Origin of the sequence: Anaeromyxobacter sp. SG17 (assembly GCF_022690695.1) — a bacterium.
Lineage (GTDB): Bacteria > Myxococcota > Myxococcia > Myxococcales > Anaeromyxobacteraceae > Anaeromyxobacter > Anaeromyxobacter soli.
In genome coordinates this window covers 1-23,790 of the sequence record NZ_JALCYX010000064.1, presented here as the reverse complement: position 1 = coordinate 23,790, position 23,790 = coordinate 1, and the positions used below count along the sequence as shown (strand labels likewise).

The 23,790-nt window shown below is 75.1% G+C and carries 20 protein-coding genes; 12 read left to right on the top strand and 8 right to left on the bottom strand.

Annotated features, from left to right (window positions below; translation table 11 throughout):
• Positions 1–194 precede the first annotated feature (194 nt).
• Positions 195–872, bottom strand: coding sequence for an Hsp20/alpha crystallin family protein (locus tag MNY60_RS18540; RefSeq protein ID WP_242361421.1), 678 nt, complete (start codon positions 870–872; stop codon positions 195–197).
• A gap of 224 nt (positions 873–1,096) precedes the next feature.
• The gene (locus tag MNY60_RS18535; RefSeq protein ID WP_242361418.1) at positions 1,097–2,326 is read right to left on the bottom strand and encodes an MFS transporter; all 1,230 of its coding nucleotides are present in this window, start codon (positions 2,324–2,326) and stop codon (positions 1,097–1,099) included.
• A 99-nt stretch (positions 2,327–2,425) separates the two neighbouring features.
• Between MNY60_RS18535 and MNY60_RS18530 the strand changes: the two genes are divergently transcribed.
• Both MNY60_RS18530 and MNY60_RS18525 read left to right on the top strand, forming a co-directional pair.
• On the top strand, positions 2,426–3,328 hold the full coding sequence (locus MNY60_RS18530) for a LysR family transcriptional regulator (RefSeq protein WP_242361415.1): 903 nt from the start codon (positions 2,426–2,428) through the stop codon (positions 3,326–3,328).
• Positions 3,329–3,486: 158 nt separating this feature from the next.
• Positions 3,487–5,100 carry a GMC oxidoreductase gene (locus MNY60_RS18525; protein ID WP_242361411.1) on the top strand — a complete coding sequence of 538 codons (1,614 nt, stop codon included), beginning with the start codon at positions 3,487–3,489 and terminating at the stop codon, positions 5,098–5,100.
• A 122-nt stretch (positions 5,101–5,222) separates the two neighbouring features.
• On the opposite strand, the gene MNY60_RS18520 is transcribed toward MNY60_RS18525, so the two are convergent.
• Entirely contained in the window at positions 5,223–7,121 is a 1,899-nt protein-coding gene (locus MNY60_RS18520) for a 4-alpha-glucanotransferase (protein ID WP_242361409.1), read from the bottom strand.
• Between the two features lie 235 nt (positions 7,122–7,356).
• On the opposite strand from MNY60_RS18520, the gene MNY60_RS18515 reads away from it, so the two are divergent.
• The 5 genes from MNY60_RS18515 (at position 7,357) to MNY60_RS18495 (ending at position 17,360) form a co-directional block, all read left to right on the top strand.
• Positions 7,357–9,378: an alpha-1,4-glucan--maltose-1-phosphate maltosyltransferase gene (locus MNY60_RS18515; protein ID WP_242361406.1), complete on the top strand. Its 2,022-nt coding sequence runs from the start codon at positions 7,357–7,359 to the stop codon at positions 9,376–9,378.
• A gap of 17 nt (positions 9,379–9,395) precedes the next feature.
• On the top strand, positions 9,396–13,055 hold the full coding sequence (glgB, locus tag MNY60_RS18510; protein WP_242361404.1) for a 1,4-alpha-glucan branching protein GlgB: 3,660 nt from the start codon (positions 9,396–9,398) through the stop codon (positions 13,053–13,055).
• A gap of 165 nt (positions 13,056–13,220) precedes the next feature.
• Positions 13,221–13,628, top strand: a complete 408-nt coding sequence (locus MNY60_RS18505; protein ID WP_242361401.1) for a response regulator — start codon at positions 13,221–13,223, stop codon at positions 13,626–13,628.
• On the top strand, positions 13,625–15,088 hold the full coding sequence (locus tag MNY60_RS24385; protein WP_242361398.1) for a sensor histidine kinase: 1,464 nt from the start codon (positions 13,625–13,627) through the stop codon (positions 15,086–15,088). The genes MNY60_RS18505 and MNY60_RS24385 overlap by 4 nt, the downstream gene beginning before the upstream one ends.
• Positions 15,089–15,215: 127 nt before the next feature.
• Positions 15,216–17,360, top strand: a complete 2,145-nt coding sequence (locus MNY60_RS18495; protein ID WP_242361395.1) for a beta-propeller domain-containing protein — start codon at positions 15,216–15,218, stop codon at positions 17,358–17,360.
• On the opposite strand, the gene MNY60_RS18490 is transcribed toward MNY60_RS18495, so the two are convergent.
• Both MNY60_RS18490 and MNY60_RS18485 read right to left on the bottom strand, forming a co-directional pair.
• Positions 17,347–17,970: a DedA family protein gene (locus MNY60_RS18490; RefSeq protein ID WP_242361393.1), complete on the bottom strand. Its 624-nt coding sequence runs from the start codon at positions 17,968–17,970 to the stop codon at positions 17,347–17,349. The genes MNY60_RS18495 and MNY60_RS18490 overlap by 14 nt on opposite strands.
• A gap of 27 nt (positions 17,971–17,997) precedes the next feature.
• A complete protein-coding gene (locus MNY60_RS18485; RefSeq protein ID WP_242361390.1) occupies positions 17,998–18,390 on the bottom strand; it encodes a TraR/DksA family transcriptional regulator in 393 nt (130 codons plus the stop codon).
• A gap of 76 nt (positions 18,391–18,466) precedes the next feature.
• Here MNY60_RS18485 and MNY60_RS18480 point away from each other — a divergent pair, with 76 nt between their 5' ends.
• Both MNY60_RS18480 and MNY60_RS18475 read left to right on the top strand, forming a co-directional pair.
• Positions 18,467–18,664: a hypothetical protein gene (locus tag MNY60_RS18480; protein WP_242361388.1), complete on the top strand. Its 198-nt coding sequence runs from the start codon at positions 18,467–18,469 to the stop codon at positions 18,662–18,664.
• Positions 18,665–18,755: 91 nt separating this feature from the next.
• Positions 18,756–19,772, top strand: a complete 1,017-nt coding sequence (locus MNY60_RS18475) for a zinc-binding dehydrogenase (protein ID WP_242361386.1) — start codon at positions 18,756–18,758, stop codon at positions 19,770–19,772.
• 31 nt (positions 19,773–19,803) lie between these two features.
• On the opposite strand, the gene MNY60_RS18470 is transcribed toward MNY60_RS18475, so the two are convergent.
• Both MNY60_RS18470 and MNY60_RS18465 read right to left on the bottom strand, forming a co-directional pair.
• A complete protein-coding gene (locus tag MNY60_RS18470; RefSeq protein WP_242361385.1) occupies positions 19,804–20,289 on the bottom strand; it encodes an aminoacyl-tRNA deacylase in 486 nt (161 codons plus the stop codon).
• A gap of 185 nt (positions 20,290–20,474) precedes the next feature.
• Positions 20,475–20,804, bottom strand: coding sequence for a hypothetical protein (locus tag MNY60_RS18465; protein WP_242340307.1), 330 nt, complete (start codon positions 20,802–20,804; stop codon positions 20,475–20,477).
• 254 nt (positions 20,805–21,058) lie between these two features.
• Between MNY60_RS18465 and MNY60_RS18460 the strand changes: the two genes are divergently transcribed.
• Positions 21,059–21,580 (top strand): hypothetical protein, encoded by a 522-nt coding sequence (locus MNY60_RS18460; protein ID WP_242361383.1) that lies wholly within the window; start codon positions 21,059–21,061, stop codon positions 21,578–21,580.
• A gap of 24 nt (positions 21,581–21,604) precedes the next feature.
• Here MNY60_RS18460 and MNY60_RS18455 read toward each other — a convergent pair whose 3' ends face one another.
• Positions 21,605–22,273 (bottom strand): hemolysin III family protein, encoded by a 669-nt coding sequence (locus MNY60_RS18455; protein WP_242361381.1) that lies wholly within the window; start codon positions 22,271–22,273, stop codon positions 21,605–21,607.
• A gap of 163 nt (positions 22,274–22,436) precedes the next feature.
• On the opposite strand from MNY60_RS18455, the gene MNY60_RS18450 reads away from it, so the two are divergent.
• Together MNY60_RS18450 and MNY60_RS18445 are read left to right on the top strand one after the other, a co-directional pair.
• The gene (locus tag MNY60_RS18450) at positions 22,437–23,150 is read left to right on the top strand and encodes a TIGR02206 family membrane protein (RefSeq protein WP_242361379.1); all 714 of its coding nucleotides are present in this window, start codon (positions 22,437–22,439) and stop codon (positions 23,148–23,150) included.
• A 4-nt stretch (positions 23,151–23,154) separates the two neighbouring features.
• Complete coding sequence (locus tag MNY60_RS18445) at positions 23,155–23,628, top strand: DUF2721 domain-containing protein (protein ID WP_242361377.1); 474 nt, start codon at positions 23,155–23,157, stop codon at positions 23,626–23,628.
• The last annotated feature ends 162 nt before the right edge of the window (positions 23,629–23,790 follow it).

Sequence of the window (23,790 nt, the reverse complement as noted above, 5' to 3'; positions counted from 1 at the left end):
CCCGCGCGCGCGGCGTGCGGCGGGGCGGTCGCGCGCGCGGAATCCGGCGCCGTGGACGGCGAGGGTTCCATCGGCGCGCGAGGGTAGCGCGTCGCGGCCGCTCCGGAGCGCCTGGCGCCGCTGCAAAGACGGGGCTCTGCGGCCCCCCGGCGGGCGCCGGTGCGCCGAGCTGCGCGCGCGGCAAGGCGCCGCGGTCAGTGAACGCTCTTCCCCTCGCCGCCTCCCCGGATCTCGATGCGCTTGCTCTGCGCGCGTCCCTTCGGAAGGGGCAGGGAGATCTCGAGCACTCCGTTCTCGAACCGCGCGTCGGCCTGCTCGGGATCCACGCCCTCGGGGAGCGGGATGGCGCGCCGGAAGGATCCGTAGCTCCGCTCGGAGCGGTAGAACCCCGCCCCCTCCTCCTTCTGCTCGCGCCGGCGCTCGCCCTCGATGACGAGCGCATCGTCCTTCACCTCGACGTGGAGATCGTCCTTGGAGAGCCCCGGCAGGTCGGCCCGGACCACGAGGTGGCCCTCGCGCTCGAGGACGTCGATCTCGGGAGTCCAGAGCCCGCCGCGGGAGAGCGCCTCGCCCCCCCGCTCACCTCGCGGCATGAGCCCGCCCATCCCGAACCCCGCGTTCTCGAACATGCGATCGAAGTCGTCCATCATCCGGCGCATCAGCGAGAAGGGGCTCATCGTGAAGAGATCGGACCCCCGGAGCATCGGCGCTCGCGCCTCCCTGCGGGAGAGGCCTCCGCCCGTCCGCTGCTCCCCGGCGCGCTCCATCCCCTGCTGCTTCGGCGTCTCGCCCGCCTTCGCCGCCCGCTGCTCGCCCCCCGCCTGCCCCTGCGCCTTCTTCTGCTCCGCTCCCGCCGGGTTCTCGTTCGCCATGACCGCTCCTTCCGGACTCGCGTCCGGGCATGGTTCCGCGGCGTGTCGCGCACGCCCGCGTGGATGGGTCGGCTCGACGGTGGTGATCCGCGACCGGCGCCGCAAAGCCCCTCGCGCATTCGCCCGCGCGGACCGGGCGCGGCCGGAGCGGCGCCCGGTGAGCGGGCGGCGGCCTGCGCCACGCCCGCCCGAGGGGCTCCGTTCGCGCGTGACGGAGGAGAGCGTCAGGCCGCCGCGGCCGAGGGGGCGACTGCCGTGGCGGGGCGCCGCCAGAAGCGCAGCGCGAGCGCGAGCGTCGCGAGCTGCACGACGGCGACGAGCGCCACGCAGGCGGGCCACCCGCCCGCGTGCCACGCGAGCGCGGGGAGCGCGCCGCCCGCGCTGCCGCCGAGGTAGTAGCAGGAGACGTACACACCGGAGGCGGCGGAGCGCATCTCGGCGGGCGCGGCGGCCTGGAGGTGGCTCGTGGAGGCGGACTGGCTCACGAACGCGGCGGAGCACGAGAGCGCGAGGCCGATCCCGATCACCCACAGAGAATGTACGAGCGTGAGGCCCCCGCCCGCCAGCGCTCCGGCGAGCGCCGCGGCGAGGCCGGCGCGCGGGCCGACGCGGTCGATCCAGCGGCCCGCGAACGGGACCACGAGCGCGCCGACGAGGTAGACGGAGAACATCCAGCTGAGCGCGCCGGCCCCGAGCCGGAACGGCGGCTCGGAGAGGTAGAGGGTCACGTACGTGAAGGTGGCGACGAGCGTGAAGAGGACGTTGAAGCCCACCGCGAACGTCGCGAGCAGGCGCGGATCGTCGAGGTGGCCGGCGAGGGCGCGCAGCGCCGCGAGCGGCGGGCCGCGCCGCGGAGCCGGGCGGCGCTCCGGCGGGAGGCCGCGGGCGACGGCGAGCGCGCCCGCGAGCGTGATCGCGCCGAGGGCGACGAAGGCGGCGCGCCAGCCAGCGCGCTCGGCCACGAGCGCCGCGACCACGCGGCCGAGGAACCCGCCCACGACGTTGCCGCTCACGACGATCGCCATCCCGCGCGCCAGGCCGCCCTCCGCCCACTCCGCCGCGACGTACGAGATCGAGACGGCGTACACGCCCGGGACGGCGAGGCCCTGCGCGAACCGCCACGCGAGGAGCGACCGCATGCCGGGGGCCGTCGCGGCGAGCAGGGTGGGGACGGACAGCGCGAACAGCGACCCCACGATGAGCCGGCGCCGCCCCACGCGCTCCGCCAGCGCGCCCACGAACGGCGAGGCGAGCGCGATGGCGATGGGCGGGGCGCTCACCGTGAGGGCCGCAGCGGCCTTGGAGACGCCGAAGGCCACGCCGAGGAGCGGCAGGAGCGGCTGCGTCGCGTAGACGTTCAGGAACGCGCAGATCCCGGCGAGCGCGAGCGAGAGGAGCGCGGCGACCGGGCCGGGTGGCCGGGGAGCCTGGGGCGGGAGAGGGCGGGAGGGCATCGCTGACCGGGCGCGGCCCGGGACGCGTGAACTTGCCGCGGCGGTCAGCAAGACGTCCAATATATCTTTCGTCGCGAATGATACTCTGGAGGTCTCACCATGGAGCTCCGACACCTCCGCTACTTCGTGGCCGTCGCCGAGGAGCTGCACTTCGGCCGCGCCGCGGCGCGGCTCCACATCGCGCAGCCGCCGCTCAGCCAGCAGATCCGGCAGCTCGAGCGCGAGCTCGGCTTCGAGCTGTTCCTCCGGACGAACCGGCGGGTCCGGCTCACCGAGGCGGGCGGGACCTTCCTGCTGGACGCGCGGGGCATCCTCGAGCGCGTCTCCCGGGCGGCCGAGTCGGCGCGCCGGGTGGCGCGCGGCGAGGTGGGGTCGCTCGCGGTGGGGTTCGTCGCGTCCGCCACCTACGCGCTGCTCCCGCGCCTCGTCCGGACGTTCCGGCAGCGCCACCCCGAGATCGCGCTCACGCTCACCGAGCTCTCCACCGCCGAGCAGGTGGCGGCGATCCGGGCGGGCTCGATCCAGCTCGGCCTCGCCCGGCCGCCCGTCGGCGACGAGACGCTCCGGGAGGACCCGCTCGCGGAGGAGCCGCTCGTCGTGGCGCTCGCGGCACGCCACCCCCTCGCCGCGCGCCGCGCGCTCTCCCTGCGCGCGCTCGCCGAGGAGCCGTTCGTGCTCTTCCCGCGCCAGCCACGGCCGGGCTGGGCGGACGAGGTCGTGAACGCCTGCCGCGCGGCGGGCTTCCGCCCCGAGGTCGCGCAGGAGACGCTCGAGCTGTCGACCACCGTCGCCCTCGTCGCGGCCGGGATCGGCATCACGCTCGTCCCCGAGTCGGCGCAGACGGTCCGGCTCCCCGGCGTGGTCTACCGGCCGCTGCGGAGCCCCGCCCCGCGCACGCGCCTCGTCGCCATCCACCGGCCCGAGGACCCGCGCCCGGTGGTGCAGCGCTTCCTCGCGGTCGCGCACGAGGTGATCGGCGCGGGCGCGGGCGGGAGCGGCTGAGCGACGTTCACTTCCTGGCCACGGGAGCGCGCGCGGCGCCGCCCTTCCAGCGGACGGGCGGGGGCCCTCGCGGGCGGCGCAACCGGGACCCGGGGCGGCTGCCCTGGCGGGCGAGGCTCCGCTCGCGCGCGGCCCGCCCGCTCTGGCAGACTGCGGGCGTGCGCGACGCGCTCGACTACGACTTCATCGTCATCGGCTCCGGCTTCGGCGGCGCCGTCTCCGCCCTCCGGCTCAGCGAGAAGGGCTACCGCGTCGCGGTGCTCGAGATGGGAAAGCGCTGGGGTCCGGATGACTTCGCGGCCACGAACTGGAACGTCCGCAAGTCCCTCTGGATGCCGCGGCTGCTCTGCTACGGCATCCAGCAGATCTCGGTCCTGAAGCACGTGCTCGTGCTGCACGGCGCGGGCGTGGGCGGTGGCAGCCTCGTCTACGCGAACACGCTGCTCGAGCCGCCGGCGCGCGCGTTCGAGGACCCGCGCTGGCCGGCGGGCGTGGACTGGGCGGCGTCGCTCGCGCCCCACTACAGGACCGCGCGCTTCATGCTGGGGGCGACCCCGGCGCCGGAGACGTTCCCGGCCGACGAGCTCTTGCGGCAGGTGGTGGAGGAGGAGACGGGGCGCGGGAGCACGTTCGCGCGCCACACGGTGGGCGTGTACTTCGGCGAGGCGGGCCGGACGGATCCGGATCCGTTCTTCGGCGGGGAGGGGCCTCCGCGCACCGGCTGCACGCTGTGCGGCGGCTGCATGACGGGGTGCAAGCACGGCGCGAAGAACACCCTCGACCGGAACTACCTCTTCCTCGCCGAGCGGCGCGGCTGCGTCATCCACCCGGAGACGAAGGTCCTCGACGTGCGGCCGGCGCCGGGCGGCGGCTACGAGGTCCGCACCGTCCGCTCCACGCGCCCGCTCTCGCGGCGGACGCGGGTGCTCCGCGCGCGGGGCGTGGTCTTCGCCGCCGGCGCGCTCGGGACGGTGAACCTGCTCCTGCGCTGCCGGGAGCGCGGCAGCCTCCCGCGCCTCGCCGCGCCGCTCGGCGACTACGTGCGGACGAACAGCGAGGCGCTCCTCGCGGTCACCGCGCGGGGGGACGCCGTCGACTACAGCCGCGGGATCGCCATCACCTCCGGGATCGACGCCGACGCGGACACCCACGTGGAGATCGTCCGCTACGGCAAGGGCCACGACGCGATGGCGCTCCTGTCGACGCACCTCACCGGCGCCGGCCCGCCCTGGCCGCGCTGGCTCCGCTGGCTCGGCAACGCGGTCCGCCATCCCCTGGACTTCGTCCGCGCCCACTGGCCTTTCGGCTGGGCGCGACGCACGGCGATCCTCCTCGTGATGCAGCCGCTCTCGAGCCACATGCGGCTGCGGCTCGCGCGGCGGCCCTGGGGCAGGGCGCTCTCGAGCGAGCTCGCCCGGGGCCAGGCGCGGCCCCCGACGTACATGCCCCTCGCGAACGCCCTCGCCGCGCGGATGGCGCGGAAGATGGGCGGCGTCCCGCAGAGCGGCCTCCACGAGGTGTTCCTCGGCGCCTCCAGCACGGCGCACATCCTCGGCGGCGCGACGATGGGTGCCACGCCGGAGGACGGGGTGTGCGATCGGGCGGGGAGGATCTTCGGGTACGAGGACCTCTACGTGGCGGACGGGAGCCTCGTGCCGGCGAACCTGGGCGTGAACCCGTCGCTCACCATCACGGCGCTGGCCGAGCACGTGATGAGCGGGATCCCGGTGAGCGGGGAGGGTGCGGGGAAGCCGGCGCCGCGGCCGGGGTGACGGGCGGGTGGGCGAGGTCGAGGTCGCGGTCGAGCGCCCCGCTCGCGAGCGCGGCGAGGTGCGGCTGGCCTGCCGGCGCCGTCGGCCGCCCGCGGCGGGACGTTCGCCTGCCGAGCGTCCGCTCAGCGCGCCGGGCGCGCCGCGGCGTCGAGCCCGGCGAGGAGCTCGCGGTGAAGGGCGACGAACCCGGCGCCCCGCGCGCGGAGCGCCCGGGCGAGCGCGCCCGGGAGATCGAGCGCGCGGTTCGCCCGGACGCGCGCGGCGTGCTCGGTCCGGACGTCGTGCGGGATGCGGAGCGACCAGTTCGCGCCGGACACCGTCCCCGGCACGTTGTACGGCGCTCGCGAGCCGAGGAGGTCCGTGAAGTGGACCATCACGTGCCGCGCCGGCCCGACGAACAGCTCCGCGAAGCGCGCCTGCGCGAGCGCGGCAGGATCCGCCGCGACGGCGCGCGCCCAGGCCGCGCGATCCTCGTTCTCCGCGAGGAGACGCGACGCGAGGTGCTCGGCGTGCCGCCCGGACGCTCCCGTCTCGACCCAGCGCTCCGCCTTCGTCCACACGGTGGGCGTGTCGTGGTTCCCGAGCATGATCCAGTCCTCGGGTTTGGCGTTCTCCCCGCGATAGACGTCGCGAGGATCGTCGAGGTTCGCCTTCTGGGTCACGCGGAACCGGCCGAGGCCGTGCCGCGCGATGACGCGCGCGAGCGGGTACGGCTGCGTGCTCAGGATCTCGCAGGCGACGTCGCGCGGCTCGGGCACCGCCTCCATGATCACGTCGAAGAGCGCCCCGTAGCGCGCGACCTGGTCATCGTCGAGCGAGACCACCCGGTCGTCCGCGTGCCGTGGCACGCCGGGGTTCACCTGGTCGGCGCGCGCGATCGCGAGGGCGGCCAGCTCCGGCAGCTCGGGAGAGCAGAAGAGCCGCGCCCCCGCCCGGACCGCCGCGCCGGGCTCGCCGCCGGCGCGGTAGACCCACGGCGCGACGAGGCCGTGCGGGTGATCGACGCGGAGCCCGTCGTGCTCCGCGAGCACCTTGCGGACTCGCGCGCGCAGGAACCGGATGACCGGCCCGTCCGCGCGCCCGCCCGACGCGTCCGTCTCGAAGTAGCCGCGCGGATCGAGCACCGCGAACCCCCACGGCTGGCCCTCCGGGTCGGTCCTGCTCGGCGGCGCGCCCATGCGCCATCCGTCGAGGACGAGCCCCTGCGCCGCCCAGACGTCGCGCTCGGACATCCCCGCCTGGAGGTCGGCGTGGAGCGCGAGCCCGAGGGCGCGGGCGCGAGCGCGGAACGCGGCGTGCTGCTCGTGCGCGAGGAGCTGCACGAGGGAGTGGTCCTCGACCTCGCCGCGGTGGCGCGCGAGCAGGGCCTCCCGGCGGCTCGCGCCGGCCGCCCCGGCGCCGGGCCCCGGGGCGAAGAGCTCGCGGTCCTCGCGGCTCGGCCACGCGCGCCAGCTCGCGCCACCGTGCTCCCGCTCGAGCACCTCGTACAGCGCGTCCGGGACGAGCCAGCCGGCGTGCTCCGCGCGGAATGCCGTGAGCCGCGCCGCGAGCTCCGCAACAGGGCCCCCCGCGCCCGCCGCGCGCGCGGCGCGGAACCGCGCGGCGACCTCGGCGAGGGCGCGCCGCATCGCGGCGAACGCGTAACCGTACGCCACCCGGTCGCCGCCCGGCCGCGCGGCGACGAGCTCGGCGAGCGTCTCCTCCCGGAGCAGGCACGCCCACTCCGGGCGCGTGAGCGGCGCGAGCGCGATCGAGAGCGGATTGCGAGAGAAGAGGGTGCCGTCGTAGGGCGACGGATTCGACGCGGAGGTGGCGCCCGAGGGGCCGAGCTGGAGGCCGTCGAAGCCGAGCGCGGAGGCGAGCTCGAGCAGCTCGACAGCGCCGTCGGCCGAGGGCGAGCCGCGGCCCACGTCCTCGCCGGGGAGAGTGGGGAAGGCGGCGTCGTGGACGCCGAGGAGGAGGCGGCGGATGCCGAGCGCTTCGAGCGCCTCACGGACGAGCCGCCGGGCGGGGGGGGACAAGGCGGCGAGAGGCTAGCACGGACCACGAGCGGAGACCTTGCACGGCGGGGGAGCGGGAGGGCGGACGGGGGGGAAATGGGCGAGGGGGCGGGCGCCTCGACTCGACCCCGACCCCTTGCCGCCCGCGAACGGTAGATGTCCGCCCGGCCGCTCCCGCGCCGGACGGCAGCGCGCCATGCGCGGCGCGGTGGGCCACCCACAGATTGCACTCGAGCCCCGCGCCCGAGAGGTGGACATGGCCAAGCGCGCACGCCCGGAGGCGGCCCAGCCGCCGGCCGAGCGCCCGCCACGCGTCGTCATCGAGAACGTCGCTCCGGAGATCGACGCCGGCCGCTTCCCGGTGAAGCGGACGGTGGGGGAGCAGGTCGTCGTCGAGGCGGACGTGTTCACGGAGGGGCACGACGCGCTCGTGGCCGTCCTACGCCACCGGCGCGAGGGCGAGCCCTCCTGGACGGAGGTCGCGATGGCGCCGGTGGGGAACGACCGCTGGCGCGCGTCCTTCGCCGTCCGGGCGCTCGAGCCGCACCGCTACACGATCGAGGCCTGGGTGGACGCGTTCGGGAGCTGGGCGCACGGCTTCGAGAGGAAGCTGGCGGCCGGCGCGGTCGAGCCCGTGGACCTGCTCGTCGGGGCCGAGCTCGTCGAGCAGGCGGCAGCGCGGGCGGAGGGCGACGAGGGCGCGCGGCTGCGGGGCTCTGCGGCGGCGCTCCGGGGGGATGCGCCGCTCGAGGAGCGGGCGCGGCAGGCGCTCGATCCGGAGCTCCGGCTCGCCGTCGCCCGTCACCCGGATCGCAGCGGCGCGGCGCGCCATGCGCGGGAGCTCGTCGTCTCGGTGGATCGCGAGCGCGGTCGCTTCAGCGCCTGGTACGAGCTGTTCCCGCGCTCGGCGTCCCCCGAGCCCGGCCGCCACGGGACCCTGAGGGACGTGGTCGATCGGCTGCCGTACGTCGCCTCGATGGGCTTCGACGTCCTCTACCTCCCGCCCATTCACCCGATCGGGCGCGCCTTCCGCAAGGGCCGGAACAACAGCACGGAGGCGACGCCGGTGGACGTCGGCAGCCCGTGGGCGATCGGCGGGCCCGAAGGCGGGCACACCGCGATCCACCCGGAGCTCGGCACGGCGGAGGACTTCCGGCGGCTGGTCTCGCGGGCGCGCGAGCTCGGCCTGGAGCTCGCCCTCGACGTCGCGTTCCAGTGCTCGCCGGATCACCCGTGGGTGAAGGAGCATCCGCAGTGGTTCCGGCGCCGCCCGGACGGGAGCGTCCAGTACGCGGAGAACCCTCCCAAGAAGTACCAGGACGTCTACCCGCTCGAGTTCGACAACCCGGACTGGCGCGCGCTCTGGTCGGCGCTCCTCGACGTCGTCCTGCACTGGGCGGACGAGGGGGTGCGGATCTTCCGCGTCGACAACCCCCACACGAAGCCGTTCCGCTTCTGGGAGTGGCTCATCGCCGAGGCGCGGCGGACGCGGCCCGACCTCGTGTTCCTCGCCGAGGCGTTCACGCGGCCGAAGGTGATGTACCACCTCGCGAAGCTCGGCTTCACGCAGTCCTACACCTACTTCAGCTGGCGCAACACGAAGGGGGAGCTCACCCAGTACCTCACCGAGCTCACGCGCAGCCCGGTGAAGGACTTCTTCCGTCCGAGCTTCTGGCCCAACACGCCGGACATCCTCCCCGAGCCCCTCCAGTACGGCGGCCGGCCGATGTTCCAGGCGCGGCTCGTGCTCGCCGCGACGCTCGCGGCGAGCTACGGGATCTACGGCGCCGCGTTCGAGCACATGGAGGGGCGCGCCGTGCGGTCCGGGAGCGAGGAGTACCTCGACTCGGAGAAGTACCAGCTGCGCAGCTGGCAGCTCGACCGCGAGGACAGCCTGCGCGACTTCATCGCGCGCGTGAACCGCATCCGCCGGGAGCACCCGGCCCTCCAGTCGAACGAGCGCCTCGCGTTCCACCCGATCGACAACGAGCAGCTCATCGCCTACTCCAAGGCGAGCGAGGACCTCTCCGATCTCGTGCTCGTGGTGGTGAACCTCGACCCGCACCACGTCCACGCCGGCTGGCTGGAGCTCCCGCTCGAGCTGCTCGGGCTGCGCGGCGACGAGCCGTACCAGGTCCACGACCTGCTCGGCGGCGGCCGGTACCTCTGGCACGGCGAGCGGAACTACGTGGAGCTCGATCCGGCGAGCGCGCCGGCCCAGATCTTCCGCATCCGCCGCCGGGTCCGGACCGAGCGCGACTTCGACTACTTCATGTGAACGGGCCGAGGGGGCAGATGGAGGAGTCGCTCGCGACGATCACGACGGGTGGGCCGTGGGACGGGATCCTGGAGCCCGGCCCGGCGCGGGAGAGCCTCGAGGAGGTGCTGCCGCGCTACCTCCTGGGCCGGCGGTGGTTCGGCGGGAAGGCCCGCCACATCCTGCGGGTGGCGGTCCTGGACGCCGCGCGGATCGGCTCGGGGCCGGGAGCGCCGAGCCTCGTGCTCCTCGCCGTCTCGTACGCCGAGGGCGCGCCGGAGGTCTACTCGCTCCCGCTCGCCTTCGCCTCCGGCGCAGCGGCGGACCGCGTCCGCGCGGACTTCCCCGGAGCGGGGGTCGCGGCGCTCCGCGCCGGCGGTCAGCCGGGCCTCCTCTACGCGACGGATCGCGACCCGGCCTTCTCGCGCGCGCTCCTCGACGCCATCGCGCACGGCCGCACGTTCCGGGCGCGCGCCGGCACGCTCGTCGCCTGGCCGACGCAGGCGTTCGCGCGCGAGGCGCCCGGGGTCGAGGCGCTCGCCCCGGCGCCGCTCGGCGCAGAGCAGAGCAACACCTCCATCCGCTTCGGCGAGCGGCTCGTCCTGAAGCTCTTCCGTCGCACGGAGGCGGGCGCGAACCCGGAGCTCGAGGTCGGCGAGTACCTCACCGAGCGGGCCGCGTTCCCGAACGTCCCGCCGGTGCTCGGCGCGGTGGAGTACCGGCCGTCGAGCGGCGAGCCCCGCGCGCTGGCGCTCCTGCACGCGTTCGTCCCGAACCAGGGCGACGCCTGGACCTTCACGCTCGGCGAGCTCGCCGCGTTCCTCGAGCGCGCCGCCGGCACCGCGCCGCCCGCGCCTCCCCCCGGTCCCCTCGTCGAGCTCGCCGGCCGGGCGCCGCCGCCGGAGCTCCGCACGCTCGCGGCGCCGTCGCTCGACTCGGCCGGGTTGCTCGGCCGCCGGACCGCGGAGCTGCACCTCGCCCTCGCGCGCGGATCGGACCACGAGGCGTTCCGGCCGGAGCCGTACTCGCCCGAGGACCGGCGCGCGCTCCACGACGGGGCGATCCGTCAGGTCCGCGGCGCGCTCGCGCTCCTCCGCGCGCGGCTCGGGACGCTCGCGCCGGACGTGCGCGCGCGCGCCGAGGCGATCCTCGCGCGCGAGGGCGACCTCGAGCGGCGCCTGCGCTTCGTCCTCGAGCGACCGCTCACCGCGCTGCGCACGCGGACGCACGGCGACTACCACCTCGGCCAGGTGCTCTGGACGGGGCGTGACTTCGTCGTCATCGACTTCGAGGGCGAGCCCGCGGCGCCGCTCGCGGCCCGGCGCGCGAAGGGGTCGCCGCTGCGGGACGTGGCAGGGATGATCCGCTCTTTCCACTACGCGTCGTGCCAGGGGGCTGCTCGGCGCCCGGCGAGCGCGGGGGGTCGCCCCGAGGACGGGGGCCGGGCCGAGGCGTGGGCGCGGGTGTGGTATCCCTGGGTCGCGGCGGCGTTCCTCCGCGCGTACCTCGACGTCGCCGAGGGCGGGCGCTTCCTCCCCCGGGCCGGCGCGGAGGTGCGCGCGCTGCTCGAGCTGCACCTCACTGAGAAGGCGCTGTACGAGCTCGCGTACGAGCTCAACAACCGGCCGGAGTGGGTGGGGCTGCCGCTGCTCGGGATCGCCGGGCTCCTCGCCACCGAGCCGGATCGAGACCGGGAAGGGGAGGAGAGCTTGCCGAGGAAGGGAACGAGGGACGCGCAGCGCGCCGCCGCGCGCGCCGCAGGGCGGGCGCAGGAAGACGCGCCGGGCGAGGTGCTCGCGCGCGGTGGTCCCGGAGAGCTCGACCGGCACCTGTGGAACGAGGGGACGAACCACCGCGCCTACCGGACGCTCGGCGCGCACCTCGGCGCGTTCGACGGCGTCGAGGGCGCGTCCTTCACGGTCTGGGCGCCGAACGCCGAGCGCGTCTCCGTGATCGGAGACTTCAACGGCTGGGACAAGGCGCGCCACCCGCTCCGCCGCCTCGACGACTCCGGGCTGTGGCAGGGCTTCTTGCCCGGCGTGAAGAAGGGCGCGGTCTACAAGTACCACCTGCGATCGCGCGAGCGCGGCTACGAGGTGGACAAGGCGGATCCGTTCGGCCTCATGCACGAGGCCGCGCCGGGGACGCAGTCCGTCGTGTGGAACCTCGCGTACGACTGGGGCGACGACGCCTGGATGCGCTCGCGGCGCGAGCGGAACGGGCTCGCGAGCCCGATGAGCATCTACGAGGTGCACCTCGGCTCGTGGCGGCGCGTCCCGGAGGAGGGGAACCGGTCGCTCACTTACCGCGAGCTCGCGCCACTCCTCGCCGATCACGCCGCGAGGATGGGCTTCACCCACGTCGAGCTGCTCCCGATCACCGAGCACCCGTTCTACGGATCGTGGGGCTACCAGACGACGGGCTACTTCGCGCCGACGAGCCGCTACGGCACGCCGCAGGACTTCATGTTCCTCGTGGACACGCTCCACCAGCGGGGCCTCGGGGTGATCCTGGACTGGGTCCCGTCGCACTTCCCGACCGACGCGCACGGGCTCGCGTACTTCGACGGCACGCACCTGTTCGAGCACGCGGACCGACGCCAGGGCCACCACCCGGACTGGGACAGCTTCATCTTCAACTACGGGCGCAACGAGGTGCGGAGCTTCCTGCTCTCCTCGGCGATGTTCTGGCTCGACGCGTACCACGTGGACGGCCTGCGCGTGGACGCGGTCGCCTCGATGCTCTACCTCGACTACTCGCGCAAGGCGGGCGAGTGGATCCCGAACCGTTACGGCGGCCGCGAGAACCTCGAGGCGATCGCGTTCCTCCGCCGCTTCAACGAGGTCGTGTACGCGGAGCACCCCGACGTCCAGACCATCGCCGAGGAGTCCACCTCGTGGCCGATGGTCTCGCGCCCCCTCTACGTCGGCGGCCTCGGGTTCGGGATGAAGTGGGACATGGGGTGGATGCACGACACCCTCGCGTACATGGGCCACGATCCCGTGTTCCGGCGCTTCCACCACAACGAGGTGACGTTCCGGATGATGTACGCGTTCTCCGAGAACTTCGTCCTCGCGCTGTCGCACGACGAGGTGGTCCACGGGAAGCGATCCCTGCTCGACCGGATGCCGGGCGAGGGCCGGCAGAAGTTCGCGAACCTGCGCCTCCTCTTCGCGTACCAGTGGGCGCAGTCGGGCAAGAAGCTCCTCTTCATGGGCGGTGAGCTCGCGCAGGGCCAGGAGTGGAGCCACGAGCGGAGCCTCGACTGGCACCTGCTCGAGCGGGAGCAGCACGAGGGCGTGAGGGCCTGGGTCGAGGACCTGAACCGGCTCATGCGCGAGAGCCCCGCCCTGCACGTCCGCGACTTCGACCCGGGCGGCTTCGAGTGGGTCGACGCGAACGACGCCGAGGCGAGCGTGCTGTCGTTCCTGCGCCGGGGAGGGGAGGCCGATCCCGAGCTTCTCGTCGTCCTCAACTTCACGCCGGTGCCGCGCCAGAACTACCGGGTGGGCGTGCCGCGCGGCGGGTTCTGGCGCGAGGTCCTGAACAGCGACGCGTCCCGCTACGGCGGCGCCGGCTTCGGCAACCTGGGCGGGCAGGAGGCGGCGCCGGTGGGCGCGCACGGACGGCTACACTCGCTCACCCTCACGCTCCCGCCCCTCGGGGCGCTGTTCTTCCGCCGCGAGCCGGGCGCCTGACGCCCCGGCCCTCCGGCGCCCTGCCGGACCAAGGCGGGCGGGCGGGCAGCACCCGTCGCGTCCGCCGGCGCCCCGGACCTCCCGGCCCGCGGCGGGCGAAGGGCGCCCGGGCCCCCTTCGGCCGCCGCCCCGGTTCCGCTATCCTGCGCCGGTATGCCTGCGGAGGTGCCGAAGCCGAGGGTCCTGGTGGTCGACGACGATCACGCCAACCTGCGCACGTTTCGCATCGTGTTCCGGGCGGAATACGACGCGACGCTCGCCCTGTCCGGAGACGAGGCCCTCTCCGAGCTGGCCGCGGGGAGCTTCGACGTCGCGCTCGTGGACTACGCGATGCCGGGCATGAACGGGCTCGAGCTGCTCGTCCGGATGCAGCGGGCGCACCCGGAGGTCGGCCGCGTCATGGTGACCGGCTACCCCGATCACCCGGAGCTCGCCGAGGCCGCGCGCACCGGGATCGCCGCGGCGGTCGTCATGAAGCCGTGGGATCGCGACGACCTCCAGCGCACGCTCGACGAGCAGGTCCGGATCGCGCGGGCGCGGCGCGCGGGGGCCTCCGGCGGCGACGCGCCGTGAGCGCCGGAGCCGCGAGCCCGGACCTCGAGGCCGGCTTCGAGGCCTCGTGCCTCGCGCGGGAGCGCTGGGAGGGCACGACCGCGGTCGTCCTCTCCGCGGTGCTCATCCCGCTCTGGATCGTCTTCGACGCGCTGCTCGAGCCGGAGTGGGTGCAGCCCTTCACCGCCATGCGCCTCGCGGCGACCGCGGTGGCCTCGATCTGCGTGGTCGCCATCCGCCGGGCGCGGACGACCCGCGGGCTGCGCGCGTGGGTCGTGCTGGCGCTGGCGGTGGGCGGCGCGTCGATCGCCCTGATGCTGCCGCACGTCCGGCACTTCCCGGCCTACGTCTTCGGCTTCTCGCTCTTCTTCTGGGGGGCGGGGGCGATGTTCTCCTGGCCGGCCCGGTGGTCCCTCGCGCTGTTCGGGTTCCTGCTCGCCGTGATGTCCGCGGGGTTCGCCGTGTGGCCGGACGCCCGCGAGCTCGCGGACTTCGTGGCGGCCGGCTTCTACATCGGCAGCGCGGGGGTCATCGCGACGATCATGACGCTCGTGCGCAGCCAGCTCGTGCGCGACGGCTTCGTCGTGTCGCACGAGCTCGCGATGCGCAACGCCGACGTCGAGCGCACGCTCGAGCAGCTCCGCGACGCGCAGGCGCGCCTCGTCGCCTCGGAGAAGCTCACCGCGCTCGGGCGGCTCCTCGCCGGCCTCTCCCACGAGATCAACAACCCGCTGAACGTGCTCCACAACAACCTCGACCCGCTCGGCGCCTCGCTCGGAGGCTTGCTCGAGGTCGCGCGCGCCGCCGAGGCCGCGACGGCCGCGGACCTGCCCGCGCTGCGCCGGCGATGCGCCGAGCTCGACGTGGACACCACCTCGAAGGACGTCCGGGACGCGACCGAGATGATGCGCGCGGCGATGGAGCGGGTGCGGCAGGTTCACGCCGATCTGCGGGCCTTCATCCGCGGGGACGCGCCCGGCATGGTGCTGGGCGATCCCGGGGAGGGGCTCCGCGCGACCGCGACGCTCCTCTCGCGCAGGTTGCCGGAGGCGGTCCGCGTGGAGGTGGACGTGGGCCCGCTCCCGCGGACTGCCTTCCAGCCCGGACAGCTCAACCAGGTCTGGCACAACCTCGTCCAGAACGCGCTCGACGCCGTCGGGGACGCGGGCACCGTCACGGTCCGGGCGCGCGCGGTCGGCGACCGGATCGAGGTCACCGTCGCGGACAGCGGGCCGGGTGTCGCGCGGGAGCACCAGGCGCGCCTCTTCGAGCCTTTCTTCACGACGAAGGGCGTCGGGAAGGGCACCGGGCTGGGGCTCGCGATGAGCTACCAGATCGTCGAGCGCCACGGCGGGGCCATGTTCCTCGACGGCGGCTACACGAACGGAGCCCGCTTCGTGATCCAGCTCCCGGTGCGCGCCGCGTCCGCGCTGCCGGTCCTGGCGGGGAGCGACCCGGGCGCGTCCCGCCGCGCGGGGTAACACGGCCGCGACTCCGTCGCCGCCGACCCGGACGAGCCGCCCCCGTACGGCGGACGGCCGGCGAGGAGGGTGAGCGTATCCTCGACGCACGCGGCGTGTGCTCCCGCCTCGTCGAGGAGGATCTCCCGTGCGTGCCACCGCCGCTCTCGTCCTCGCCGGCCTCGCCCTGGCCGGCTGTCACTCCGGCGCGGGCGGGCCGGAGGTCGCGATCGCCCGCGTCGGCCTCGACCCCATCGCCGGGTGCGAGGACCTCGCCCGCGCCCTCCGGGATCGCCTCGTCGCAGACATGGACCGCGCCCTGGACGCGAACCTGGCGACCGCGCTCGAGGGGCGCTGCTGGGCCTACGGCGGCGCGGTCCCGCCCCTCGCGCCCGCGGGCGACGCGGGCGACGGGGGCGGCGCGAAGGCCTTTTCCGACACGAACGTCCAGGTCGCGGGCGTGGACGAGCCGGACCTCGTGAAGACCGACGGGAACCTCGTCTACGCGATCGGCGACGGGCGCCTCCAGATCGTGGACGCCTGGCCCGCCGCGGAGGCGCACCGGATCGCGGCGGTCGAGGTCGAGGGGACGCCGCGGCGGCTCCTCCTCAACGAGGGCCGCGTCGTCGTGTTCTCGTCGCTCTCGGCGCCCACCCCGGAGCCCGGCCCGACCCCGGTCCCGCCCTCGGGCGGCGGCGGGGTGCCCGTGCCGGGGGGTACGACCGCGAGCCCGGTCGCCGTGCCGGCCGGCGACTGCACCTACGGCTACGACTGCGTGCCCACGGGCGACGGGAACCCCTCGAAGATCACCGTGCTCGACGTCTCGGACCCGGCCCGGCCGCGCGTGCTCCGCGAGGTGACCTTCAACGGCTCGTACCTCGCGGCCCGGAGGATCGGCGCGTCCGTCCACGCCGTCCTCGCGCTGCCCGAGCGGACGGTGCCGGGCCTCGCGTACTGGCCGAGCACGTTCGTATGCGGTGACGGCACGTCGCCCCGGGCGATCCGCGAGGCCTTCGAGGAGCTCCGCCGCGCGAACCGCGCCCTCATCGAGGGCGCGGAGCTCGGCGCGTTCGTGCCCGCGGTTCGCGACGTCCGCCACGACGCCGGCGGCGACGCCGTGGACGCGGACGTGCTCGGGGCCTGCCCCGGCTTCCACGCCTCGGCGGAGGGGCTGGGGGTCGGGTTCGTCTCGGTCGCCTCGCTCTCGACGGACGGCGAGGGCCCGCTCTCGGTGACGACCGTGCTCGGCCGGCCGGGCTTCGTCTACGCCGCGCCGGCGGCGCTGTACGTCGCGTCGCCGCACGCCTGGCGCGGCGGCGGGAGCTGGTTCTGGGCGGAGCCAGAGGCCTCCCCCGAGGCCACGACCGTGCACGCGTTCCAGCTCGCGGACGCTCCCGGGCCGCGCGCCGAGTACCGCGCGAGCGGCGTCGTCGAGGGGCGGGTGCTGAGCTCGTTCTCGCTGGACGAGCACGCGGGGGTGCTCCGGATCGCCACCACGACCGGCCACTCGCCGGATCCCGCCGCGCACAGCGCGGTGGCGGTGCTGCGGGACGCGGGCGGGATCCTCGAGGAGGTCGGGCGGGTGGACGGCATCGCTCCCTCGGAGGACATCCGCTCCGTCCGCTTCGACGGCGCGCGCGGGTTCGTCGTGACCTTCAAGAAGACCGATCCGCTGTTCGTGCTCGACCTCGCGGATCAGGCGGCGCCCGCCATCGCCGGGGAGCTGAAGGTCCCGGGCTTCTCGACCTACCTGCACCTCATGGATCCGGACCACCTCCTCACCCTCGGCTACGACGCGTCGGACCAGGGCGGGTTCGCCTGGTTCACCGGGATCCAGCTCCAGCTCTTCGACGTCGCCGATCCCGCCGCGCCGGCGCTCGCGTACCGGGAGCTCATCGGTACGCGCGGGTCCACCTCGCAGGCGGTGACCGACCACCTCGCCTTCAACTACTTCGCGGAGAAGGCGCTCCTCGCGCTGCCCATCGTCATCTGCGAGGGCGGCGACCCGGCCGGCGGCTACGGCGACCTCATGACCTTCAGCGGGCTGCGCGTCTACCGCGTCCGCGCCGACGCGGGCTTCACCTACCTCGGGGGCGTGGCGCACGCGACGCCGGAGACGCCCGAGACCTACCGCGACGCGTGCTCCGGCTGGTGGACCGACGCGAGCACGCCGGTGAAGCGCAGCCTGTTCCTCGAGGACTTCGTGCTGTCGTTCACGGACGGCGAGGTGCGTGTCCAGGACACGCGCTCGCTCGGCGCGGATCTCGCGCGGATCGACTTCACCGCTCCGTGACGGCCTCGCCGGGACCGCGCGCCGCCGCGGCCCGGCGACGGCGCGCGCGCACCGCCCAGGCGACGAGGGCCGCGAGCGCCACGGCCGCGAGGATCCCGAGCTCGACGCGCCGCAGGTCGCGGTGGGCCTCCGCGAGGTGGTGCGAGGCGAGGTAGCCGACCGTGACGACGAGGGGGACGGAGACGAGCGCGGAGAGCCCGTCCGCGAGGAGGAAGGTCAGACGCCCGACGCCGTGGGTCCCCGCGAGCGCGAAGGCCGGCAGGCGGAGCCCGGAGGTGTGGCGCGCGACCACGATGGTCCAGAACGCGTGGCGCTCGAAGTGCCGCTCGAGCCACGCGCGCCGCCCCGGCGTGAGCACGCGCCGCACCGGCCGGCTCTCCATGACCGCGTCGCCGTGCCGCCGGGCGAGCGAGTAGAAGAGGAAGTCGCCGCCGACGATCCCGACCCAGCAGGCGACGACCGACGGCACGAACCGGAGGTAGCCCTGGTGCGCGAGGACGCCGGCGGTGAGCTGGGTGAGCTCCTCGGGCAGGGGCACGCCGACGCCCGCTCCCACGAGGAGCGCCAGGATGGCCCCGTAGCCGAAGTGCTCGACGAACCGCTCGACCATCGAACGGTAAGGTAGCCCTCGCGGCGGTCAGCGGTAGTCGGTGAGCTTGCGGCGCGTGCCGCCGAGCCGCGGCTCGGTCTTCGCCTGGCACGCCGGGCAACGGGTCGCGTAGGGCATCACCGCGAGCCGCCCGGGCGCGATCTCCTCGTCGCAGTCCTCGCACAGCCCGAAGTCCTCGGGGGCGTTCGCGAGCTTCGCGAGGGCCCGATCGATCCGCGCGACGAGCTCCGCCTGGCCCTTGTTGCGCTGCGAGGCGAGCACCTGGAGCATCTCGGAGAGCGCCTGCGCGTCCTCGTCCGCCACGCCGGTCGTGGCGGGATCCGTCCGGTTGGGCTCGATCCGGGCCGGGCCGGTCCGGAGGAGCTCGGCGCGGAGCCGCTCGAGCGTCTTCTTCACGTTCGCGCGCTGCCCTGGGGGCATTCCGGTACACGACTACCGGAAGCCGGCGCCGGGCGCCAGCCGGAGCCGCGGCCCGGTCGAGGTATTCTCCGGGGCCATGGTCTGGCACGTCACCGTGGACGGCAGCCCCGCCTGCACCTCCTCCCTCCTCGGTCCGGACGAGCGGCTCGAGCCGCCCGTCTGCGGCACCCGCAACCGCGACCGCGCGGAGGACTACGCGCGGCTCCTGCGCGAGCGCCACCCGGAGGCGACCGTGGAGGTGGTCGCGCACGGCTGCCCGATGCGCGGAGAGTGAGCGGCCGGCGTGGCCATGAGAGTGGCCGGGCCACGTCCGCACGGTTAGTTGGAGGCCGGCGGGGATCCCGAAACGAACGTCCGAGGCCCTCATGCGCGCCATCCGCTATCACGGTCCGAAGAAGCCGCTGCAGCTCGAGGAGATCGCCACCCCCGCTCCCGGCCCCGGCGAGGTGCGGGTCCGGGTGACCGCGGCGGGCGTGTGCCACACCGAGCTCCACTTCCTGTCCGGCCTGCTCGACCTCGGCGTGGCGCCGCTCACCCTCGGCCACGAGATCGTCGGACGGATCGAGCGCGTGGGGGAGGGGGTCGAGCCGGCGCGCGTGGGGGAGCGGGTCATCGTCTACTACTACTCCGGCTGCGGCCGCTGCCTGCACTGCCTGCGCGGCGACGAGAACCTGTGTGACGCCCTCCGGGCGGAGCACGGCTTCGTCACCGACGGCGGCTTCGCCGAGTACGTGCGGGTCCCCGCGCGGAACGCGGTCCCGCTCCCGGACGCGATCTCCGACGCCGACGCGGCGCCGATCGGCTGCGGCGTCACCACCGCGGTCCACGCGGCCGGCCTCGCGCGCGTGGGCCTCGGGGACTGGGTGGTCGTGTACGGCGTGGGGGCGGTGGGGTTCGGGCTCGTCCAGGTGGCGCGGCTGCGCGGCGCGCGCGTGATCGCCGTCGGCCGGACCCCGCGGAAGCTCGAGGCCGCCCGCGCGCTCGGCGCCGACGCCACGGTGCGCGCCGGCGAGGAGGACGTCGCCGCGCGCGTCCGCGAGCTCACCTCTGGCCGGGGCGCCGACGTGGTGTTCGAGCTCGTCGCGACGCGAGAGACGATGGCCGCGAGCGCGCGCTGCCTCGCGAAGCGCGGCCGGCTCGTCTTCGTCGGCTACTCCGAGGACGCGCTCGAGATCCACCCGATCCAGCTCGTGGTCGGCGAGCAGAGCGTCCTCGGCTCGGTGGGGAACACGCTCGCCGAGCTGCGGGAGGCGGTCGAGCTCGTCGCCCAGGGGCGGGTGAGGACGATGGTCGACCGCGTGCTCCCGCTCGAGCGCTTCCAGGAGGGCGTGGACGCGCTCGCGGACGGGACCCTCCTCGGCCGGGCCGTCCTGAAGCCCTGAGGTTGGCGCGGGTGGCGCTAGGCCGCCGCGCTCATCCGCCGAACTCGGAGCGGGCGGACGCCATGCCGAGGCCGGCGATGGGGGTGACGCCCTCGCAGCGCATCCACTCGCCGGTGTCGAGCACGACCGCGTCCTCGTGCGTGCCCGCCGGCATCACGAGCTTCCGCTCCTGCAGGAGCACCTCGTCAACGAAGATCGGCACGCCGAACATCGCGAACGGCGGCTCCGCCCCGGCCTCGCACGGCTCGAAGCGCGGCGTGAACTCCGACTCCGCGACGAGCTCGGCCGGGCGCCCCGTCGCCTCCTCGAGGGCCGCGAGGCTCACGCGGTCGGTGGCCGCCACGACGGCGAACGCGATGAGGCCGTCGAGGCTGACGACGACCGGCTTGGCGACGCGGTGGCCGCTCACGTGCTCGGCAGCGGCGAGCTCCTGCGCGGACATCGCCGTGCGGTGGGTGTGGTGCTCGTACCCGCGATGGCTCTCGCGCAGGTGCGTCTCGATCAGCGATGGGATCATGGCCCGTCCTCCTTGCCGTACATGCGCATTCTGCGGCCGACGCGCCTCCCTCGCGGCGGCTCGCGTGGGCGGTCCCCGCGGGCGGGGAGCCGGCCGGCGGGCGCTCGCGTCGAAGCGCCGCGGGCACGCGTTCGCGGGCCCCGCCGCTCGGGCGCGGGGGGTCCGGAGACGGGACGGCCGCGCCTTCAGGGCGACGAGGCCGCGGGGGTCTGCGGCGTCGCCGCGTGCCCCGGGCGGACGAGCGAGATGGCGAACAGCACGGCGCCGACGAGCGCGTTGCTGACGCGGGCGATGCCCGAGACGTTGGTGAGGAACAGTGCCCCGATCGCGAGCAGCACCGCGACCACCGAGATCACGTAGCGCAGGCCTGGCTTGCCCTGCGCGGCGAACGCGGCGACGGCGACGACGAGCGCCGAGATGGCCGTGAACGCGGTGGAGAACGGCGTCTGCGGGAACGCGAAGGCGGAGATGAGCAGCCACGTCGCAAAGATCAGGTTCAGGGTGACGAAGCGCATCGACAGCCTCCTTCCGCGAACGAGCGTCGGCCGATCGGTGGCCCGCGTCGAGGTGGCCTCCCGGAGCCGCTCGGACGCGGGACGCGGTCGCGGGCGTCCGTGCCTCCGGGCGCCCTTCGCCTCGCCTGCACCGGGCCCCTGGATCCCGAGGGGGCCGGTGTAGAGTCGCACGCGTGAAGACCCCCGATCGACGGCTCCTCCTGCGGGCGAGCGGCTTCTCCTGAGGCCCCGTGGCGGGCCTCGGCTGAGGCACCGTGCTCGCGCCCGTGCTGGCGCGCCTGTCCCTGCTCCCCGAGCTCGCGCGCGCCCAGGTGGACGCCGCCGGCCGGCTGTTCCTGCTCGAGCTCGCGCCCGGCGCCGATCCGGACGGCGCCCTCCGCGCCGCGCGCGCCGTCCTCGGCGATCGCGCGCGGCCGGTCGCCGACGTCGAGGCGCAGCTCGAGAGCCGCGCCCGGGGCGAGCGCTGGTTCACGGCGGAGGACATCCGCGGGCTGTCCTACGTCGAGGCGCGCGTCCTCGCGGCTCGCGTCTGCGACCGGGTGCTGCGGGAGGTGCCGCTCGAGCTCGCGCAGGCGGACCGGCTCGAGGATGCGGCGGTGGTCGAGATCCGCGCCGCGCTCGATCGCGTCCACGACGAGGGCGGGCGGACGTCGAGCGCGTGGTTCGACCCGGCGTGGCCCGCCATCGCCGCGGCGATCGCGGCGCGCCTGCGGAGGGGAGTGGACGCGGACGGGCTCGTCACGCTCCGCGAGGCGCTCCTGCGCGCGCGCACCTGACGGCGAGGCGCGGGCTCGGGGCGGTCAGCGCAGCGCGCGGATCGCGCCGGCGACCACGGCGAAGTGGCAGGCCGCCGCGGCCACCACGAGCAAATGGAAGATCTCGTGGAACCCGAACACCGCGGGGAACGGATCCGGCCGTCGCAGCGCGTAGATCACCGCGCCCGCCGTGTACAGGAGCCCGCCGCCGAGGAGGAGCGCGAGGGCCGCGGGGCCGATGGCGGCGTGGAGCGCCGGCACCACCGGCACGACGAGCCACCCGAGCAGCACGTACAGCGCGGCCATGAGCGCCTTGGGGGCGGTCACCCAGGCGATCGAGAGCCCCACCCCCGCGGCGGCGCCGAGCCAGACCGCGGCGAGCAGCGGTCGCCCGCGGTCGCCGAGCAGGAGGCACAGGGGCGTGTAGGTCCCGGCGATGAGGAGGAAGATCGCGGAGTGATCGACGCGCCAGAGGATTCGCCGCGCCCGGGCAGACCAGGTGGGGCGGTGGTACACGGCGCTCGCGAGGAAGAGCGCGAACAGGCTCGCTCCGTAGGTGAGCGCCCCGGTGCGCGCGGTGCCCGTCTCCGCGTGGACGAACAGCAGCGCCCAGGCCGGAGCCGCGAGGTACGCGGCGATCTCGTGTGAGACGCCGCGGAGCCGCGGCTTCACGCGCGCCACCTCCGTCACCCCTGCCATCCGCTCCCCCGCCATCGCCGCTCCTCCGTCCTCTCTCGAGAGTTGCGGTGACCGCGTCACCGGGGCGTCATCGCGGCGCGACCGAACGGGGCGATGCCCGCGCGGTCGCGCGCAGCCGGGGGGGACCGCGCGGGGGAGGGTGGGGCGGCGGGCGCGCCGCCGCGCTATCGCACCCTCCGTGGGCACGCTCCGCCTCTTCGGCGCGACGCACCTCGCGATCCTCGCCGCCGTCCCCGTCGTGGCCGCGGCGCTCGCGGCGGCGGCCCGCGCCCGGCCCAGCATCGCGCGGCCCCTCTGCCGCACCATCGCCGCGGTGATCGCCGTGAACGAGCTCGTCTGGTACCGGCACGGCGTGTCGCTCGGCTGGCTGAACCCTCCGCACGGGCTGCCGCTCGACCTGTGCGACGTCGTGCTCTGGCTCGCGGTGTACGCGCTCGCGACGCTCAGGCCCTGGGCGCTCGAGGCGGTCTACTTCCTCGGCCTCGCCGGGAGCGGCATGGCGCTCGTCACGCCGGACCTGGCGGACGTGCCGTTCCCGTCCTACGCCGCCATCCAGTTCTTCCTCGCGCACGGGGCGATCGTCGCCTCGGTGCTGTTCCTGGTCCTCGCGGGGCTCCTCCGCCCGCGGCCGGGGGCGTGGTGGCGCACGCTCCTCGGCGTGAACGCCTACGCGCTGGCCGTGGGGGTCGTGAACGCGCGCTTCGGCACGAACTACATGTACCTGTGCGAGAAGCCGCGCTCGGGGACGCTCCTCGACCTGCTCGGCCCGTGGCCCGTCTACATCCTCGGCGCGGACGCCGTCGCGGCCGTGCTCCTGTTCCTCCTCTCCCTCCCATTCCGTGGCGGGAAGGGTCGACGGAGCCGCGCGCCGGGCGAGCTTCGGCTACCATGAGCGGGTGCAAGGCGACGCCGCCCACATCACCGACATCGCCCGCGTGATCCAGCTCGCGGTCGCGCCCGTGTTCCTCCTCACCGCGATCGGCACGATCCTCTCGGTCCTGTCCGGGCGGCTCGCCCGCATCGTGGACCGCGTCCGCATCCTCATCGACCGCGCGTCGAAGCTCCCGCGGGAGGAGCTCGGCTGGATCGAGCGGGAGATCGAGACGCTCCTGCGCAGGCGCCAGCTCGTGAACCTCGCCATCACCTCCGGCACGAGCGCCGCGCTCCTCGTGTGCGTGCTCATCGCGAGCGCCTTCGTCGGCTACCTCGTCGGCGTCGACTTCTCGATCTTCCTCGCCGTGCTGTTCATCGCCGCCATGGGCGCGTTCGTCTCCGCGCTCGTCCTCTTCCTGCGCGAGATCCTCATCGCGGTCTCCACCCTCAGCTTCGAGCTGCCCGGGGAGCGCGAGGCGGCCGGACGCGAGCGCTGAGGAGCGCTCCCCTCCTGCGATCCCCGGGGCGGCCGGGCGCGCGCGTCTCGACGGCGCCCGGACCGTCCGGCGACGGCGACTCGCGGTCGAATCCGCTAGCGGCGGCCGGCGCGGCGCGTGCCGCGCCCGCCCGCGCGGCGGCGGCTGGCGGCGCTCTTGCGC

What these genes read in the sequence shown, in the direction of transcription:
- MNY60_RS18540 (WP_242361421.1), bottom strand. Translation starts at nt 872, where the DNA reads ATGGCGAACGAGAACCCGGCGGGAGCGGAGCAGAAGAAGGCGCAGGGG.
- MNY60_RS18535 (WP_242361418.1), bottom strand. Translation starts at nt 2,326, where the DNA reads ATGCCCTCCCGCCCTCTCCCGCCCCAGGCTCCCCGGCCACCCGGCCCG.
- MNY60_RS18530 (WP_242361415.1), top strand. Translation starts at nt 2,426, where the DNA reads ATGGAGCTCCGACACCTCCGCTACTTCGTGGCCGTCGCCGAGGAGCTG.
- MNY60_RS18515 (WP_242361406.1), top strand. Translation starts at nt 7,357, where the DNA reads ATGGCCAAGCGCGCACGCCCGGAGGCGGCCCAGCCGCCGGCCGAGCGC.
- glgB (WP_242361404.1), top strand. Translation starts at nt 9,396, where the DNA reads ATGGAGGAGTCGCTCGCGACGATCACGACGGGTGGGCCGTGGGACGGG.
- MNY60_RS18490 (WP_242361393.1), bottom strand. Translation starts at nt 17,970, where the DNA reads ATGGTCGAGCGGTTCGTCGAGCACTTCGGCTACGGGGCCATCCTGGCG.
- MNY60_RS18485 (WP_242361390.1), bottom strand. Translation starts at nt 18,390, where the DNA reads ATGCCCCCAGGGCAGCGCGCGAACGTGAAGAAGACGCTCGAGCGGCTC.
- MNY60_RS18480 (WP_242361388.1), top strand. Translation starts at nt 18,467, where the DNA reads ATGGTCTGGCACGTCACCGTGGACGGCAGCCCCGCCTGCACCTCCTCC.
- MNY60_RS18475 (WP_242361386.1), top strand. Translation starts at nt 18,756, where the DNA reads ATGCGCGCCATCCGCTATCACGGTCCGAAGAAGCCGCTGCAGCTCGAG.
- MNY60_RS18470 (WP_242361385.1), bottom strand. Translation starts at nt 20,289, where the DNA reads ATGATCCCATCGCTGATCGAGACGCACCTGCGCGAGAGCCATCGCGGG.
- MNY60_RS18465 (WP_242340307.1), bottom strand. Translation starts at nt 20,804, where the DNA reads ATGCGCTTCGTCACCCTGAACCTGATCTTTGCGACGTGGCTGCTCATC.
- MNY60_RS18455 (WP_242361381.1), bottom strand. Translation starts at nt 22,273, where the DNA reads ATGGCGGGGGAGCGGATGGCAGGGGTGACGGAGGTGGCGCGCGTGAAG.